Annotated in this window: 15 protein-coding genes; 12 read left to right on the top strand and 3 right to left on the bottom strand. The window is 58.9% G+C overall.

Features of this window, described 5'->3' with window-relative positions:
- Positions 1-68: 68 nt before the first annotated feature.
- The gene (gene clpA, locus ACM6I7_RS03885; RefSeq protein WP_007964841.1) at positions 69-2,339 is read right to left on the bottom strand and encodes an ATP-dependent Clp protease ATP-binding subunit ClpA; all 2,271 of its coding nucleotides are present in this window, start codon (positions 2,337-2,339) and stop codon (positions 69-71) included.
- A gap of 30 nt (positions 2,340-2,369) precedes the next feature.
- Positions 2,370-2,753, bottom strand: coding sequence for an ATP-dependent Clp protease adapter ClpS (gene clpS, locus ACM6I7_RS03880; protein WP_098968154.1), 384 nt, complete (start codon positions 2,751-2,753; stop codon positions 2,370-2,372).
- Positions 2,754-2,977: 224 nt separating this feature from the next.
- Here clpS and ACM6I7_RS03875 point away from each other — a divergent pair, with 224 nt between their 5' ends.
- The gene (locus ACM6I7_RS03875) at positions 2,978-3,259 is read left to right on the top strand and encodes a cold shock domain-containing protein (protein WP_027614669.1); all 282 of its coding nucleotides are present in this window, start codon (positions 2,978-2,980) and stop codon (positions 3,257-3,259) included.
- Positions 3,260-3,338: 79 nt separating this feature from the next.
- On the opposite strand, the gene icd is transcribed toward ACM6I7_RS03875, so the two are convergent.
- A complete protein-coding gene (gene icd, locus ACM6I7_RS03870) occupies positions 3,339-4,595 on the bottom strand; it encodes an NADP-dependent isocitrate dehydrogenase (RefSeq protein ID WP_003223831.1) in 1,257 nt (418 codons plus the stop codon).
- 481 nt (positions 4,596-5,076) lie between these two features.
- On the opposite strand from icd, the gene ACM6I7_RS03865 reads away from it, so the two are divergent.
- The 11 genes from ACM6I7_RS03865 to ACM6I7_RS03815 all read left to right on the top strand — a co-directional run bounded on the left by ACM6I7_RS03865 (position 5,077) and on the right by ACM6I7_RS03815 (position 17,483).
- Complete coding sequence (locus ACM6I7_RS03865) at positions 5,077-7,302, top strand: NADP-dependent isocitrate dehydrogenase (RefSeq protein ID WP_414887982.1); 2,226 nt, start codon at positions 5,077-5,079, stop codon at positions 7,300-7,302.
- 191 nt (positions 7,303-7,493) lie between these two features.
- Complete coding sequence (locus ACM6I7_RS03860; RefSeq protein WP_007964846.1) at positions 7,494-7,940, top strand: NUDIX hydrolase; 447 nt, start codon at positions 7,494-7,496, stop codon at positions 7,938-7,940.
- A gap of 59 nt (positions 7,941-7,999) precedes the next feature.
- The gene (gene mnmA / locus ACM6I7_RS03855) at positions 8,000-9,124 is read left to right on the top strand and encodes a tRNA 2-thiouridine(34) synthase MnmA (protein ID WP_285373666.1); all 1,125 of its coding nucleotides are present in this window, start codon (positions 8,000-8,002) and stop codon (positions 9,122-9,124) included.
- The gene (hflD, locus tag ACM6I7_RS03850; RefSeq protein WP_003223824.1) at positions 9,121-9,744 is read left to right on the top strand and encodes a high frequency lysogenization protein HflD; all 624 of its coding nucleotides are present in this window, start codon (positions 9,121-9,123) and stop codon (positions 9,742-9,744) included. The genes mnmA and hflD overlap by 4 nt, the downstream gene beginning before the upstream one ends.
- A 127-nt stretch (positions 9,745-9,871) precedes the next feature.
- Entirely contained in the window at positions 9,872-11,242 is a 1,371-nt protein-coding gene (gene purB / locus ACM6I7_RS03845) for an adenylosuccinate lyase (protein WP_027614666.1), read from the top strand.
- Positions 11,243-11,328: 86 nt separating this feature from the next.
- Positions 11,329-12,501, top strand: coding sequence for a JmjC domain-containing protein (locus ACM6I7_RS03840; RefSeq protein ID WP_414887981.1), 1,173 nt, complete (start codon positions 11,329-11,331; stop codon positions 12,499-12,501).
- A complete protein-coding gene (locus tag ACM6I7_RS03835) occupies positions 12,494-12,919 on the top strand; it encodes a GNAT family N-acetyltransferase (RefSeq protein WP_007964849.1) in 426 nt (141 codons plus the stop codon). Before ACM6I7_RS03840 ends, ACM6I7_RS03835 begins: the two co-directional genes overlap by 8 nt.
- A 261-nt stretch (positions 12,920-13,180) precedes the next feature.
- Positions 13,181-13,942: a secretin N-terminal domain-containing protein gene (locus tag ACM6I7_RS03830; protein WP_096795640.1), complete on the top strand. Its 762-nt coding sequence runs from the start codon at positions 13,181-13,183 to the stop codon at positions 13,940-13,942.
- A 473-nt stretch (positions 13,943-14,415) separates the two neighbouring features.
- Positions 14,416-15,741 (top strand): isocitrate lyase, encoded by a 1,326-nt coding sequence (gene aceA / locus ACM6I7_RS03825; RefSeq protein WP_003223815.1) that lies wholly within the window; start codon positions 14,416-14,418, stop codon positions 15,739-15,741.
- Positions 15,742-16,384: 643 nt separating this feature from the next.
- Positions 16,385-16,798, top strand: coding sequence for an NADH-quinone oxidoreductase subunit A (locus ACM6I7_RS03820; protein WP_003223812.1), 414 nt, complete (start codon positions 16,385-16,387; stop codon positions 16,796-16,798).
- A gap of 10 nt (positions 16,799-16,808) precedes the next feature.
- Positions 16,809-17,483: a NuoB/complex I 20 kDa subunit family protein gene (locus ACM6I7_RS03815; protein ID WP_003223809.1), complete on the top strand. Its 675-nt coding sequence runs from the start codon at positions 16,809-16,811 to the stop codon at positions 17,481-17,483.
- The last annotated feature ends 54 nt before the right edge of the window (positions 17,484-17,537 follow it).

Genomic DNA, 17,537 nt, shown 5'->3' with positions numbered 1-17,537 from the left:
TATACACCCAAAAACATCAGCCAACAAAAAGGCGCCCGAAGGCGCCCTCTAAACCAACAACCAAGCAGTCAGGCCATCTCCGCCGTAGTCTCGAAGTCAAACGTCAGCTCACCATCCTTGATGTCGATGTGCACCACACCGCCATGCTCGGCCAGCTCGCCAAACAGAATCTCCTCCGCCAGCGGACGCTTGATCTTGTCCTGGATCAGACGCGCCATCGGACGTGCGCCCATCGCCGAGTCATACCCACCGGCCGCCAGCCAACTGCGCGCCGCATCGGTAACCTCCAGCAACACACGCTTGTCTTCCAGCTGCGCCTGCAGTTCGGTAAGGAACTTGTCCACCACGCTTTTGATGACCTCATGGCTGAGGCGACCAAACTGGATAATGGTGTCCAGACGGTTACGGAACTCTGGCGTGAAGCTCTTCTTGATCACTTCCATCGCATCAGACGAGTGGTCCTGATGGGTGAAACCGATCGAAGCACGCGCCGCGGTTTCGGCACCGGCGTTGGTGGTCATGATCACGATCACATTGCGGAAATCCGCCTTGCGCCCGTTGTTGTCGGTGAGCGTGCCGTGGTCCATCACCTGCAGCAGCAGGTTGAAGACTTCCGGATGCGCCTTCTCGATTTCATCGAGCAGCAATACACAGTGCGGCTGCTTGGTGATCGCTTCGGTCAACAGACCGCCCTGATCAAAGCCGACATAGCCCGGAGGCGCACCGATCAGACGCGATACGGTGTGGCGCTCCATGTACTCGGACATGTCGAAGCGCACCAGTTCGATGCCCAACGCCTTGGCCAGTTGCCGCGCGGCCTCGGTTTTACCGACACCGGTGGGGCCTGCGAACAGGAACGAACCGACTGGTTTGTCAGGCGACTTGAGGCCGGCACGGGACAGTTTGATCGCGGTCGACAGCGAATCGATCGCCGCATCCTGACCAAACACCGTCAGCTTCAGGTCGCGCTCCAGGTTACGCAGCAATTCCTTGTCGGAGCTGGTGACGTGTTTTGGCGGAATCCGCGCGATCTTCGCCACAATGTCTTCAACCTGCGGCACTTCGATACGTTTGACGCGCATCTCGACCGGTTGCAGGCGCTGGTAGGCACCCGCCTCGTCGATCACGTCGATGGCCTTGTCCGGCATATGCCGGTCATTGATGTAGCGCGATGCCAGCTCGGCAGCGGCGCGCAACGACTCATCGCTGTATTCGATGTTGTGGTGCTGTTCGAAACGCCCTTTCAGGCCGCGCAGGATACCGATGGTGTCTTCCACCGACGGTTCGACGACATCGACCTTCTGGAAGCGTCGTGCCAGCGCACGATCCTTCTCGAAGATGCCACGGAATTCCTGGAACGTGGTCGAGCCGATGCAGCGAATGTCGCCAGACGACAGCAGCGGCTTGAGCAGGTTCGAGGCATCCATTACGCCACCGGACGCAGCGCCCGCACCGATGATGGTGTGGATCTCGTCGATGAACAGGATCGCCTGCGGACGTTTTTTCAGTTCATTGAGCAGCGCCTTGAAGCGCTTCTCGAAATCACCGCGATACTTGGTGCCCGCGAGCAGAGCACCGAGATCGAGCGAATAGACGACGCTGTTGGCCAGCAGATCCGGCACCTGGTTGTCGACAATCCGCTTGGCCAGGCCTTCGGCAATCGCGGTTTTACCCACGCCTGCCTCGCCGACCAGCAACGGATTGTTCTTGCGCCGGCGCGCAAGAATCTGCGCGACACGCTCGACTTCCGATTCGCGGCCGACCAGCGGGTCGATCCGACCCTGGCGCGCGAGTTCGTTGAGATTGCTGGCATAAGCATCCAGCGGATTGCCTGAAGAAGAAGACTCACCGCCCTCGTCGTCCTGCATATCTTGTTCACCTTCAGAGTGATCGCCGTGCCCTGGCACTTTGGAAATGCCGTGGGCGATGTAATTGACGACATCAATGCGCGCAACGCTCTGCTGTTTCAGCAGGAATACGGCCTGACTCTCTTGCTCACTGAAGATTGCAACCAGCACGTTGGCGCCGGTTACTTCGCGTTTGCCCGAGCTCTGCACATGGAAGACAGCACGTTGCAGTACACGCTGGAAGCCCAGGGTTGGCTGGGTTTCGCGATCTTCGTCGTGGACGGGGATCAATGGCGTGGTGGAGTCGATGAACTCCTGCAGGTCGTGCTTGAGTTTGTCGAGGTTTGCGCCGCAGGCACGCAATACGGTGGCGGCAGCCTCATTGTCCAATAGGGCCAGCAGCAGGTGTTCGACGGTCATGAATTCATGACGCTTCGAACGAGCCTCCTTGAAGGCAAGATTGAGGGTGACTTCGAGCTCGCGGTTTAACATAGCTTCACCTCATACCCAAGTGGTCGGCGATTAACCGTCCTTCTCGATTTCACAGAGTAGCGGATGCTGGCTTTCCCTGGCGTACTGGTTGACCTGCATGGCCTTTGTCTCGGCGATGTCGCGGGTAAACACTCCACATACTGCCCGTCCTTCTGTGTGAACGGCCAGCATGACCTTGGTCGCCAGCTCGCGATTCAGGTTAAAAAACACCTCGAGCACTTCGACGACGAAATCCATCGGTGTGTAGTCATCATTGAACAAAACCACCTTGTACATCGGCGGCGCCTGTAACGCAGGCTTTGCTTCCTGAACAGCAACGCCTGCCGAATCGTCGTCGTGCTCCTGTGGATGATCCTTTTGGAGAAGCGGGCGATCCTGATTGAATGTTAGTCGAATCTGGCTGATTGCATGCATGGAAAGAAAGGTTCGTCAGTTGTGCAAATACAGTGGTGGGGGCGGCTGTACACCTTTTCAACTCCGACTGCCCGGTCACCTTGACTATCGGGAAAACGGTGTTACAACCAATAGAGCCCACAGTGGGTAAAAAAGATCCGCGGAGTCAATCCTTTTAACGGATTAGATTGCGGATGTCCTGGATGATACTCCAGCGATGGAGTCTGTTGCAGAGGGATTTGAGCATGGCTGTCGGCAAGGTCAAGTGGTTCAACAATGCCAAGGGATTCGGCTTCATCAATACCGATGCCCGCGAGGGGAAGGACGAGGATGGCAAGGACATCGATTTCTTTGCTCACTACTCCGCCATTGAAATGGACGGGTACAAAACCCTCAAAGCAGGGCAAATAGTTAAATTTGAGATCGTGCAAGGGCCAAAAGGCCTGCACGCGACAAAAATTCAGAATGTCGAGACCGCAAAAGATAGTGCCTCGACAGCCGCTCAGCACCAATCAGTGACCAGCTGAAGCAACCCGAACACCTGCCAGAAAACAAACCGCCCGGCTCGATCACTCGAGCCGGGCGGTTTCGTTGCGACTGCCACTCTTACATGTGCTTGATGATCGCCTCACCGAAGCCCGAAGAAGACACCAGCGTGGCACCTTCCATCAGACGCTCGAAGTCATAGGTCACGGTCTTGGCCTTGATGGCGCCATTGGTGCCCTTGATGATCAGGTCAGCCGCTTCGGTCCAGCCCAGATGACGCAACATCATCTCGGCCGACAGAATCACCGAACCCGGGTTGACCTGGTCCTTGCCGGCGTACTTCGGCGCGGTACCGTGGGTCGCCTCGAACATGGCCACGGTGTCGGACAGGTTGGCGCCCGGCGCGATACCGATACCGCCCACTTCCGCCGCCAGGGCGTCGGAGAGGTAGTCACCGTTGAGGTTCAGCGTGGCGATTACGTCGTACTCGGCTGGACGCAGCAGGATCTGCTGAAGCATGGCGTCGGCGATGGCGTCCTTGACGATGACTTCACGGCCGGTTTTCGGGTTCTTGAATTTCATCCATGGACCGCCATCAAGCAGCTCGGCGCCGAATTCTTCCTTCGCCACCTCGTAACCCCAGTCCTTGAAGGCACCTTCGGTGAATTTCATGATGTTGCCCTTGTGCACGATGGTCAGCGACTTGCGGTCGTTGTCCACCACGTATTGCAGGGCCTTGCGCACCAGACGTTTGGTGCCTTCCTTGGAAACAGGCTTGATGCCGATACCGCAATCCTGGTCGAAACGGATCTTGGTGACGCCCATTTCTTCTTTCAGAAACTTGATGACCTTGGTGGCCTCAGGGGAGCCGGCCTTCCATTCGATACCGGCATAAATGTCTTCGGAGTTCTCGCGGAAAATCACCATGTCGACGTCGCCAGGCTTTTTCACCGGGCTTGGCACACCTTCGAACCACACCACGGGACGCAGGCACACATACAGATCGAGTTGCTGGCGCAGGGCTACGTTGAGGGAGCGGATGCCACCACCGACCGGGGTGGTCAGCGGGCCCTTGATGGAGACCACGTAATCCTTGACGGCGTCCAGGGTTTCCTGGGGCAGCCAAGTGTCCTGGTCGTAGACCTGGGTCGCTTTTTCGCCAGCATAAACCTCCATCCAGGAAATCTTGCGCTTGCCCCCGTAGGCCTTGGCCACGGCAGCATCAACCACTTTGATCATCACCGGGCTGACGTCGACGCCAATGCCGTCACCTTCAATGAAGGGGATGATCGGGTTATCAGGAACATTGAGAGAATGGTCTGCATTGACGGTGATTTTGTCGCCGACGGCTGGAACCTGAATCTTCTTGTAACCCATGCTGAACTCCATTGTTTGGATTGAACATCTGGCTTGGTTCGAGCGTAACCCAGTTAAATCAACACGCAAACCCTCTGTTCACGGCGCGGCTACATCTGGTTTCGTACAAGCCTGAAAGCAAAGGGAAAAGCGCCAAACTCAAGCATTCGCAGCGACTCTACGCCCCACCCGCCCCTGCGACCTTTAGACCAATGGACGAGAATCGTTGCATATGAACCATCGGCAGATTGCCAGCTACCTATGTATAATGCCGCCCGCTGACCAAAGGGTCACGACGGCTGGCCTCTCTAGCACGAGACTTTCCGCCTGATTGGTCGGGTTGTTACCGCAGTCCGACTGCTTGACGCTCTACTGATGCACCCAACATCACCGCGAAGAATCTCGACATTCGGTTCATGGATGACTTTGAACGAACGCGCTTACCCGGCGCCCCTCGAGTTTCTGCGCACGCTTTAGCAAAGAAGAGAGAGTTAATCCGAATATGCCCACCCGCTCGAAGATCATCTATACCTTCACCGACGAAGCTCCAGCCCTCGCCACCTATTCCCTGCTGCCGATCATCGAGGCTTACACCGCCTCGGCCGATATCGCCGTGGAAACCCGCGATATCTCTCTTGCAGCACGCATCCTGGCCAGCTTCCCCGAGCAACTGGGCGACAAAGCCGTAGCCGACCACCTCGCCGAACTGGGCGACCTGGCCGTTACGCCTGAAGCCAACATCATCAAGCTGCCGAACATCAGTGCTTCGGTGCCTCAGCTGCAAGCAGCGATCAAAGAACTGCAAGCCCAGGGTTACAACCTGCCGGACTACCCGGAAACCGTGACCAACGACGCCGAAAAAGAAGCCAAGGCGCGTTACGACAAGGTCAAGGGCAGCGCCGTGAACCCGGTTCTGCGTGAAGGCAACTCCGACCGCCGCGCTCCGCTGTCGGTCAAGAACTACGCGCGCAAGCACCCGCACAAAATGGGCGCGTGGGCCAAAGACTCCAAGTCCCACGTCGCTCACATGAGCACCGGCGATTTCTACGGCAGCGAAAAAGCTGCCCTGATCGACGCCGCTGACGCTGTGAAAATCGAGCTGATCGCCAAAGACGGCACCGCGACCGTCCTGAAAGAAAAAACCAGCGTTCAGGCTGGCGAGATCCTCGACTGCGCCGTGATGAGCAAAAACGCCCTGCGCGCGTTCATCGCCGCTGAAATCGAAAGCGCCAAGGCCCAGGGCGTGCTGCTCTCGGTTCACCTGAAAGCGACCATGATGAAGGTCTCCGACCCGATCATGTTCGGCCAGATCGTTGCCGAGTTCTATAAAGACGCCCTGACCAAGCACGCTGACGTGCTGGCCCAGATCGGCTTCAACCTGAACAACGGCATTGGCGATCTGTACGCGCGCATCAAGGCCCTGCCGGCCGAGCAGCAAGCACAGATCGAAGCTGACATCGCAGCGGTCTACGCTGCTCGCCCATCGCTGGCGATGGTCAACTCCGACAAGGGCATCACCAACCTGCACGTGCCGAGCGACGTCATCGTCGACGCCTCGATGCCAGCGATGATCCGTGACTCCGGCAAGATGTGGGGCACCGATGGTCAGCTGCACGACACCAAGGCTGTGATCCCGGATCGTTGCTACGCAACCATCTACCAGGCTGTGATCGAAGATTGCAAAGCCAATGGCGCGTTCGATCCGACCACCATGGGCAGCGTGCCAAACGTTGGCCTGATGGCGAAGAAAGCCGAAGAGTACGGCTCGCACGACAAGACCTTCCAGATCAAGGCTGACGGCGTGGTTCGCGTTACCGACAGCAAGGGCAAGCTGCTGATGGAGCAGGCTGTTGAAGCCGGCGACATCTTCCGCATGTGCCAGACCAAAGATGCGCCGATCCAGGACTGGGTCAAACTGGCCGTCAACCGTGCTCGCGCCAGCAGCACCCCGGCGATCTTCTGGCTGGACCCGATGCGCGCCCACGACGGTGTAGTGATCGAGAAGGTTCAGGCTTACCTGAAGGATCACGACACCAGCGGCCTGGACATCCAGATCATGGCGCCGGTCGATGCCATGAAGTACACCCTGCAGCGCACCCGCGAAGGCAAGGACACCATTTCGGTGACCGGCAACGTACTGCGCGACTACCTGACCGACCTGTTCCCGATCATGGAACTGGGCACCAGCGCCAAGATGCTGTCGATCGTGCCGCTGATGAATGGCGGTGGCCTGTTCGAAACCGGCGCCGGTGGTTCGGCGCCGAAGCACGTGCAGCAACTGGTCGAAGAGAACTTCCTGCGCTGGGACTCGCTGGGCGAGTTCCTGGCGCTGGCAGCGTCCCTCGAGCATTTGGGTGTGAACTACAACAACCCGAAAGCGCTGGTTCTGTCGAAAACCCTGGATCAGGCCACCGGTCAGTTCCTCGACAACAACAAGTCGCCATCGCGCAAAGTCGGCAACATCGACAACCGCGGCAGCCACTTCTATCTGGCGATGTACTGGGCTCAGGCCCTGGCCGCCCAGACCGAAGACGCTGCACTGCAAGCGCAGTTCGCGACCCTGGCCAAAACCCTGACCGAGAACGAGGCGACCATCGTTGCCGAGCTCAACGCCGTGCAGGGCAAGCCAGTCGACATCGGCGGTTACTACCACGCCGACGCCGAGCTGATCAGCAAGGCCATGCGCCCAAGCGCAACCTTCAACGCGGCGATTGCTGCGCTGGTTTAAAGTTGTAAAGGGAACATCACAAACCCCGGCCGTGTGCCGGGGTTTGTGTTTTCAGAATTCACAAAAATCCCATGTGGGAGCGAGCCTGCTCGCGAATGCGGTTTATCATTCACCACCTTCGTTGACTGACCCACCGCTTTCGCGAGCAGGCTCGCTCCCACAGTTGACCGCGCTACCATCGAGGAAACCCTATGGAATGGCTCCCCCACATCACCGTCGCCACCATCGTCGAAGACAACGGCCGCTTCCTGATGGTCGAAGAGCACAAGGCCGGGCGTAATGTGCTCAACCAGCCGGCCGGTCATCTGGACCCGAACGAGACCCTGATCGACGCCGCCATCCGCGAAACCCTTGAGGAAACCGGCTGGGACGTCGAACCCACCGGCGTGATCGGCATTTATCTGTATACCGCGCCGAGCAACGGCGTGACGTATCAACGCGTGTGCTTCAGCGCCAAAGCGGTGAAACACCACCCCGACTATCAACTGGACGACGGCATCGTCGGCGCCAAGTGGTTGACCCGCAGCGAATTAATCGCCCAGCGCGACAACTGGCGCAGTGAACTGATCATCCGTTGCATCGACGACTATCTGGCCGGTCATCACTTCAGTCTCGAACTGATCCGCCCTTCTCTTTAGCCTTGAGGCCGTGAGCCTGCTAGAATCGCGTCCTTTTTCAAGACACTCATTGAATCCCTATGCGTGATCCAGCCCCTTCTGACACATCCAAGAAGCGCGTCATTGTCGGCATGTCCGGCGGCGTGGACTCTTCCGTTTCCGCTCTCCTGCTGATCGAGCAGGGCTTTGAAGTGGAAGGCCTGTTCATGAAGAACTGGGAAGAAGACGACGGAACGGAATACTGCACCGCCATGGACGACCTGGCGGATGCCCAGGCCGTGTGCGACAAGATCGGTATCAAGCTGCACACCGCCAACTTCGCCGCCGAGTACTGGGACAACGTGTTCGAGCACTTCCTCGCCGAATACAAGGCCGGACGCACGCCGAACCCGGACATCCTGTGCAACCGCGAGATCAAGTTCAAGGCGTTCCTCGACTACGCCATGATGCTTGGCGCCGACCTGATTGCCACCGGCCACTATGTGCGCCGTCGTGACATCGATGGCCGCACCGAACTGCTCAAGGGCCTCGACCCGAACAAGGACCAGAGCTACTTCCTGCACGCCGTCGGCGGCGAACAGATCGCCAAGACCCTGTTCCCGGTCGGTGAACTGGAAAAGCCCGAAGTTCGCGCCATTGCCGAGAAATACGAGCTGGCGACCGCCAAGAAGAAGGATTCCACCGGGATCTGCTTCATCGGCGAGCGACGTTTCAGCGACTTCCTCAAGCAATACCTGCCGGCGCAACCGGGCGAGATCAAGACCACCGAAGGCGAAGTCATCGGCCGCCACCACGGCTTGATGTACCACACCATCGGTCAGCGTCAGGGCCTGGGCATTGGCGGCCTGAAAGATGCGGGCGACGAGCCGTGGTACGTGCTGCGCAAGGATCTGGACACCAACGAGCTGATCGTCGGCCAGGGCAACAACCATCCGTGGCTGTTCTCCAGCGCCCTGCTCGCTTCGGAAATCTATTGGGTCAACCCGATCGACCTGAGCCAGCCACTGCGCCTGACCGCCAAAGTGCGTTATCGCCAGAGCGATCAGGCCTGCACCCTGGAAAAAACCGAAAACGGCTACCGCGCCGTGTTCGATGAACCGCAACGCGCGGTGACCCCGGGCCAGTCCGTGGTGTTCTACGACGGTGAAATCTGCCTCGGTGGCGGAGTGATCGAAGTTGCCGAGCCGTGGAGCGGCCAGGCATGAGCCCGACTCAGGAGCAACTGACGGCGCTGGGCGGGGTGTTTCTCGCCGCGGTGCTGGTCGACCGCATCGCCAAGACCGGCCAGACCAGCGAGGCCGGCCTGAGCTGCATGCTCGGCAGCCTGCTGGTACGCGACCCGAAGGACACACTGGATGTGTACGGCGGCGACGACCTCAATCTGCGCGAGGGTTATCGCGCATTGATCGGCGCCCTCGAGCGCGACCCGAGCACCCTGCAACGCGAACCGCTGCGCTATGCCCTGTCGATGCTCGGCCTGGAACGCCAATTGGCCAAACGTGACGACATGCTCGACACCATTGGCAAGCGCCTGCCGCAGATCCAGTCGCAGGTCGAACACTTCGGCCCGGCTCACGAAAACGTGATCGCCGCCTGCGGTGCGCTGTATCAGGACACCCTGAGCACGCTGCGCCAGCGGATTCAGGTGCATGGCGACATGCGCAACCTGCAGCAACCGAGCAACGCTTCGAAGATCCGCGCGCTGCTGCTGGCCGGCATCCGTTCGGCACGCCTGTGGCGACAGCTCGGCGGCCACCGCTGGCAGTTGGTGATCAGCCGGCGCAAGCTGCTCAAAGAGCTGTATCCGTTGATGCGCAGCGAGTAAATCGTCGCGCAATAAAAGTTTTGTAGTCTGTAGCGCGTAATACGCCGGTCAGTTGGCAACGGACCGGCGGATTTTTTCATGTATGATACGCGCCCCATTTCGTTGCCCGACTGTCCGAGAACACCCCATGCAGCTCTCTTCGCTCACTGCGGTTTCCCCTGTTGACGGCCGCTACGCCGGCAAAACCCAGGCCCTGCGCCCGATTTTCAGCGAGTACGGCCTGATCCGTGCCCGCGTCCTGGTTGAAGTGCGCTGGCTCCAGCGCCTGGCCGCCCACGCCGGTATCCCGGAAGTGCCCGCCTTCTCCGCCGAGGCCAACGCCGTTCTCAATGAACTGGCGGAAAACTTCTCGCTGGAGCACGCCGAGCGCGTCAAAGAGATCGAGCGCACCACCAACCACGACGTCAAGGCGATCGAATACCTGCTCAAGGAGCAGGCGGCCAAGCTGCCGGAGCTGGCCAAGGTCAGCGAGTTCATCCACTTTGCCTGCACCAGTGAAGACATCAACAACCTGTCCCACGCCCTGATGCTGCGCGAAGGCCGTGACGACGTGATGCTGCCGCTGATGCGCCAGACTGCCAACGCCATCCGCGAACTGGCGATCCGCTTCGCCGACGTGCCGATGCTGTCGCGCACCCACGGCCAACCGGCCTCCCCGACTACTCTGGGTAAAGAGCTGGCGAACGTGGTTTACCGTCTCGAGCGTCAGATCGCTCAAGTCGCTGCCGTGCCGCTGCTGGGCAAGATCAATGGCGCCGTAGGCAACTACAACGCGCACCTGTCGGCCTACCCGCAGATCGACTGGGAAGCCAATGCCCGCGCCTTCATCGAAGACGAACTGGGCCTGGGCTTCAACCCGTACACCACGCAGATCGAACCGCATGACTACATCGCCGAGCTGTTCGACGCGATCGCGCGCTTCAACACCATCCTGATCGACTTCGACCGTGACATCTGGGGCTACATTTCCCTGGGTTATTTCAAACAGCGCACCATCGCTGGCGAAATCGGTTCGTCGACCATGCCGCACAAGGTCAACCCGATCGACTTCGAAAACTCCGAAGGCAACCTGGGCATCGCCAATGCACTGTTCCAGCACCTGGCGAGCAAACTGCCGATCTCCCGCTGGCAGCGCGACCTGACCGACTCCACCGTACTGCGCAACCTCGGTGTGGGCTTCGCTCACAGCGTGATCGCCTACGAAGCCAGCCTCAAAGGCATCAGCAAGCTTGAGCTGAACGCTGACAAGATCGCTGCCGATCTGGACGCTTGCTGGGAAGTATTGGCCGAGCCGATCCAGACCGTGATGCGCCGCTACAACATCGAAAACCCGTACGAAAAGCTCAAAGAACTGACCCGCGGCAAGGGCATCAGCCCTGAAGCGCTGCAGACTTTCATCGACGGCCTGGACATGCCAGCCGAAGCGAAAGCCGAGCTGAAACAGCTGACCCCGGCCAACTACATCGGCAACGCTGTGGCGCAAGCCAAACGCATCTGATTCACCGCTTGACCCGTTTGAGACGCCCGGCCGCGCCGGGCGTTTTTATTCCCGTCTGAAAAATGCTTTTTTTCAATAGGTTACACATGAATCCTGATACTCCTCTTCAACTTCTGGGCGGTCTCACGGCGCGCGAATTCATGCGCGATTACTGGCAGAAAAAGCCGCTGCTGATCCGTCAGGCCATCCCTGACTTCGAAAGCCCGATCGACGCCGACGAACTGGCCGGCCTGGCCCTGGAAGAAGAGGTCGAGTCGCGCCTGGTGATCGAGCACGGCGAGCGTCCGTGGGAGCTGCGTCGTGGCCCGTTCGCCGAAGACGAATTCAGCAAGCTGCCGGAAAAAGAGTGGACCCTGCTCGTTCAGGCCGTTGATCAATTCGTCCCGGAAGTCAGCGAGCTGCTGGAAAACTTCCGCTTCCTGCCGAGCTGGCGCGTCGATGACGTGATGATCAGCTTCGCCGCCCCGGGTGGCAGCGTCGGCCCGCACTTCGACAATTACGACGTGTTCCTGCTGCAAGGCCACGGCCAGCGCAACTGGAAGATCGGCCAGATGTGCGACTCCGACAGCCCGCTGCTGCAACACGCGGATCTGCGCATCCTCGCCGAATTCCACGAGACCGAAGAATGGGTGCTGGAACCGGGCGACATGCTTTACCTGCCACCGCGCCTGGCCCACTGCGGTGTCGCCGTCGACAACTGCATGACCTACTCGGTCGGCTTCCGCGCGCCGAGCGCTTCTGAAGTACTGACCCACTTCACCGACTTCCTCAGTCAGTTCCTGACTGACGAAGAACGCTACACCGACGCCGATGCGAAACCGGTCAGCGATGATCCACATCAGATCCAGCACGATGCACTCGGTCGCCTGAAAAGCCTGCTCGCCGAGCACATGAGCGACGAACGCCTGCTGCTGACCTGGTTCGGCCAGTACATGACCGAGCCGCGCTACCCGGAACTGGTGGTCGGCCCGGAAGACGTTGAAGAAGATGACTTCCTCAATGCCCTGCAGGACGGCGCGGTGCTGATCCGCAACCCGAGCGCGCGCCTGGCCTGGTCGGAAGTCGATGACGACCTGCTGCTGTTCGCCAGCGGCCAGAGCCGTTACCTGCCGGGCAAGCTGCGCGAGCTGCTGAAGATGATCTGCGCCGCCGATGCGCTGCATGTCGACAACCTCGGCGAGTGGCTCAACGACGAAGACGGTCGCGGCCTGCTGTGCGAGCTGGTCAAACAGGGCAGCCTGGGATTTGCCGATGAATAAGATTCGCGTACGTGTCGCAGACTGGCAAAAGGACAACGCCGAGATCCGGCGCATTCGTGAAACGGTGTTCATCGCCGAACAATCGGTGCCACCCGAGCTGGAATGGGACGCCGATGACGCGACCGCCGTGCATTTTCTGGCGTTCGAAGGCGACTTTCCGATCGGCACCGCCCGCCTGCTGCCCGACGGGCACATTGGTCGGGTTTCGGTGTTGAAGGACTGGCGCGGGATGAAGGTGGGCGATGCGCTGATGCAAGCGGTCATCGCCGAAGCCGAAGCCCGCGGCCTGAAAGAGCAGATGCTCAGTGCGCAGGTACAGGCCACGGCGTTCTATGAGCGCCTGGGCTTCAGCCTGGTCAGCGAGGAATTTCTCGAAGCCGGGATTCCGCACGTCGATATGGTTCGGCATTCGGCCTGATCAACAGAGATCTTGTGATCTTTGGAGATCCTGTGGTGAGGGGATTTATCCCCGATGGACTGCGAAGCAGGCCCAAGGTTTTTTGGGGCCGCTCCGCGCCCCATCGGGGATAAATCCCCTCACCACAAAGGCTCTTGAGCCCCCCTCAAAACGCCCCGCCATTTTCCGATGCCGGGGCGTTTTGCTGTCTACGATTCAACTTGCCCCACCCCGGGCCGACAAACTGGCAATATCAAGCCTTTCGAAGCGGAGATAACGGACATGTCCCTACGCACCCTGCTCACCACCCTGCTGCTCGGTTGCAGTTTTTCGGTGATGGCAGCCACAGAAATCGTGCCTCTAAATTATCGCACCAGCGCCGACATGCTGCCGATGGCGCAAGACTTTATCGGCAAGGACGGTCAGGTCAGCGCCTATGGCAACCAACTGATCATCAAGGCCGAGCCGGACAAGATTCAGGAACTCAAAGCGCTGATTACCCAGCTCGATACTGCGCCCAAACGCCTGTTGATCACGGTTGATACCAATGAAAACAACGGTCGCGGCGATGAAGGCTACTCTGTCAACGGCGCGCAGCCGAATCAGACCCGCATTATCAGCCGCAGCACCGCCAGCCGTGACGGCGGCGTGCAGCAAGTACAGGCCACCGACGGCATGCCGGCGCTGATTCAGGTCGGCCAAAGTGTGCCGATCACCAGCAGCCAGACCAACTCCTACGGCGACTACAGCAGCCAGACCCAATACCGTAACGTCACCCAAGGCTTCTACGTGACGGCGAGCGTCACCGGCGACATCGTTCACCTGGCAATCAGTACCAACCGTGACCGCATGAGCCAGGAACGTCCCGATGTAGTGAACGTGCAAAGTACCGACACAACGGTCAGCGGACGCCTGGGCGAATGGATCACCCTCGCCGGCGTAAATCGCCAGACTCAGGCCGACAAACAGGGCCTGACCCGCAGCTACTCGACTCAAGGCCGAGATGACATGACTTTACGGGTCAAAGTCGACGCCCTGGACTAAAGCACCGAAAACTGACTGATTAGTCGTATTAGACGAAAGATGTAGTGCTTGAAAAAAAGCACTACAAAACGTTTGACGAGCCAAAAAAGCGAAGGCATGATGGCCTCGCTCCCGCTAATCAGAGGCCCTGGCAAGGGCCTTCGAAGCGACGTTCGCACCTACCCCGCGAACCGCTTCGTGTCTGTACCGCCCACAAGGTGTGTTTGACGAGGTTGCCGACTGGAACGAAGTTGTCCCGAGGGACGGAAGCGTATTTAGGTAACCCGGCTTCACGCTGTAGTCCGTATAAAGGCCCACGACGCCCGAATTCGCCCGCAGTCCGCCACTACCTGCTCACTTCCCCTCGAGCCCATCGTTCATCCCGTCGCCTACCCCGCCGAACCCGACTTGACCACCTAAGCTTCTGGTCAGCGAGCGCAGGAATTTTCCACCGCAGAACAACTTTTCATAAAGACGCGACGAGGTTTATCTCCATGGCACTGACACGCGAACAGCAAATTGCAGCCCTTGAAAAAGACTGGGCTGAAAACCCGCGCTGGAAAGGCGTGACTCGCACTTACTCCGCTGCTGACGTCGTCCGTCTGCGTGGCTCGGTTCAGCCTGAGCACACCTTTGCGAAAATGGGCGCCGAGAAGCTGTGGAACCTGGTGACCCAGGGTGCCAAGCCGTCCTTCCGCCCAGAGAAAGATTTCGTCAACTGCATGGGCGCCCTGACCGGTGGCCAGGCTGTTCAGCAGGTCAAGGCCGGTATCCAGGCGATCTACCTGTCGGGCTGGCAAGTGGCTGCGGACAACAACTCCGCAGAATCCATGTACCCGGACCAGTCGCTGTACCCGGTGGACTCGGTGCCAACCGTGGTCAAGCGCATCAACAACTCGTTCCGTCGTGCTGACCAGATCCAGTGGAAGGCCGGCAAGAACCCGGGCGACGAAGGCTACATCGACTACTTCGCGCCAATCGTGGCTGACGCTGAAGCCGGTTTCGGCGGCGTGCTGAACGCCTACGAACTGATGAAGAGCATGATCGAAGCAGGCGCCGCCGGCGTGCACTTCGAAGACCAACTGGCTTCCGTGAAGAAGTGCGGCCACATGGGCGGCAAGGTCCTGGTTCCAACTCAGGAAGCCGTACAGAAGCTGACCGCTGCTCGTCTGGCGGCTGACGTTGCCGGCACGCCGACCATCATCCTGGCGCGTACCGACGCCAACGCCGCTGACCTGCTGACTTCGGACTGCGATCCGTACGACCAGCCGTTCGTGACTGGCGAGCGTACTCAGGAAGGTTTCTACAAGGTTCGTGCCGGCCTGGATCAAGCCATCGCCCGTGGCCTGGCCTACGCACCGTACGCCGACCTGATCTGGTGCGAAACCGCCAAACCGGATCTGGAAGAAGCCCGTCGCTTCGCTGAAGCGATCAAGAAGGAATACCCGGACCAACTGCTGTCGTACAACTGCTCGCCTTCCTTCAACTGGAAGAAAAACCTGGACGACGCGACCATCGCCAAGTTCCAGCGCGAACTGTCCGCCATGGGCTACAAGCACCAGTTCATCACCCTGGCCGGCATTCACAACATGTGGCACAGCATGTTCAACCTGGCGCACGACTACGCCCGCAACGACATGACTGCCTACGTGAAGCTGCAGGAGCAGGAATTCGCTGACGCCGCCAAGGGTTACACCTTCGTGGCTCACCAGCAGGAAGTGGGCACCGGCTACTTCGACGACATGACCACCGTGATTCAGGGTGGCTCGTCCTCGGTGACCGCGCTGACCGGTTCGACCGAAGAAGAACAGTTCCACTGATTCGGCTTCGCTGAGCAAACGGCCTTTGCGGATCGTATAGAAAGCTAACCGCAAAGCCGCAAGACTGACGCCCCGACTGGTTCGGGGCGTTTTTTTGCGCGCCGATTCCCCAAACACCACAGCCCCCCCTTGTGGGAGCGGGCTTGCTCGCGAAAGCGTAGTGTCAGCTTGCACATGCGCGACTGACCCACCGCATTCGCGAGCAAGCCCGCTCCCACAGGTTTAGCGCCCGCCGCGCGACAAAACATTGATCCAGACCAGTACTCAGGTCAGAAAAATCAGCTAAAACGGGCGCCACCGCTACTTGCAGTAACAGGCATATAAGACAACTTTCTGTTTACTGCACCGCTAAACAGTTACAAAACCCCTGCAAACGATATCAATTATCATTTAGCCGCAACTATGTTCGTTACATTCCCTACAAAACATTATTTGCATAAACCCGGCTAATGCCCGCAACGCATGGGCTGCAGGGCATTGGAGGTACGCTATGTCCTTATTCCAATAAATAATTTCGCTATAGGAATTTTACTTGCCGGGTGTTTAGCCATAAAATCAGCGCGATTGATTGCTGCGACATATCGTCACTGCCTATTTCTTTATCAAGCTCAGAGACCTTTGCTCTCTGTTAAGGATTACCAGCATGCCCGAAGCGACAGGACTCATGGCCCACAACTGGGGCTTTGCCATTTTCCTTCTGGGTGTCGTCGGCCTGTGTGCCTTCATGCTTGGCGTCTCCAGCCTCCTCGGGTCAAAAGCCTGGGGCCGCAGCAAAAACGAACCGTTCGAGTCCGGCATGCTACCTACAGGTGGCGCCCGCTTGCGGCTCTCAGCCAAATTCTATCTGGTCGCGATGCTGTTCGTGATCTTCGATATCGAAGCCCTCTTTCTCTTTGCATGGTCTGTGTCCGTCCGCGAAAGCGGCTGGACCGGATTCGTCGAAGCTCTCGTTTTCATAGCAATTCTGTTGGCAGGTCTTGTCTACCTGTTCCGAGTGGGCGCCCTTGACTGGGCTCCGGAAGCTCGTCGCAAGCGGCAGGCGAAGCTGAAACAATGAGGCTTTGGCAATGCAATACAATCTCACCAGAATCGACCCCGATGCTCCTAACGAGCAGTATCCGATCGGCGAACGGGAAACCGTTTCCGATCCGTTAGAGGATCAAGTTCACAAAAACATTTTCATGGGCAAGCTCGAAGACGTGCTGAGTGGCGCGGTCAACTGGGGGCGTAAAAACTCCCTGTGGCCGTACAACTTCGGCCTTTCGTGCTGCTACGTGGAAATGACCACCGCCTTCACGGCGCCCCACGACATCGCGCGCTTTGGCGCCGAAGTTATCCGGGCATCACCGCGTCAGGCCGACTTCATGGTTATCGCCGGTACCTGCTTCATCAAGATGGCGCCGATCATTCAGCGTCTCTACGAGCAGATGCTCGAGCCTAAGTGGGTTATCTCCATGGGTTCGTGCGCCAACTCCGGTGGCATGTACGACATCTACTCCGTGGTTCAAGGGGTGGACAAGTTCCTGCCCGTGGACGTCTACGTACCTGGCTGCCCGCCTCGTCCAGAAGCATTCCTTCAAGGCTTGATGCTGTTGCAGGAATCGATTGGACAGGAGCGTCGTCCGCTTTCCTGGGTCGTTGGCGACCAAGGCGTTTATCGCGCCGACATGCCTTCGCAAAAGGAACAGCGCCGCGAACAGCGAATCGCAGTCACCAATCTGCGCAGCCCTGACGAAGTCTGATCCAGTCTGTTTCAAAGAAACGAGAAGCTGGCTTCATTCTTTACGTTGACCGAA

Origin of the sequence: Pseudomonas sp. IT-93MI4, from assembly GCF_949767635.1 — a bacterium.
In the GTDB taxonomy this organism is placed as follows: Bacteria; Pseudomonadota; Gammaproteobacteria; order Pseudomonadales; family Pseudomonadaceae; genus Aquipseudomonas; species Aquipseudomonas putida_A.
This window is presented reverse-complemented; position numbering and strand designations above follow the sequence as displayed.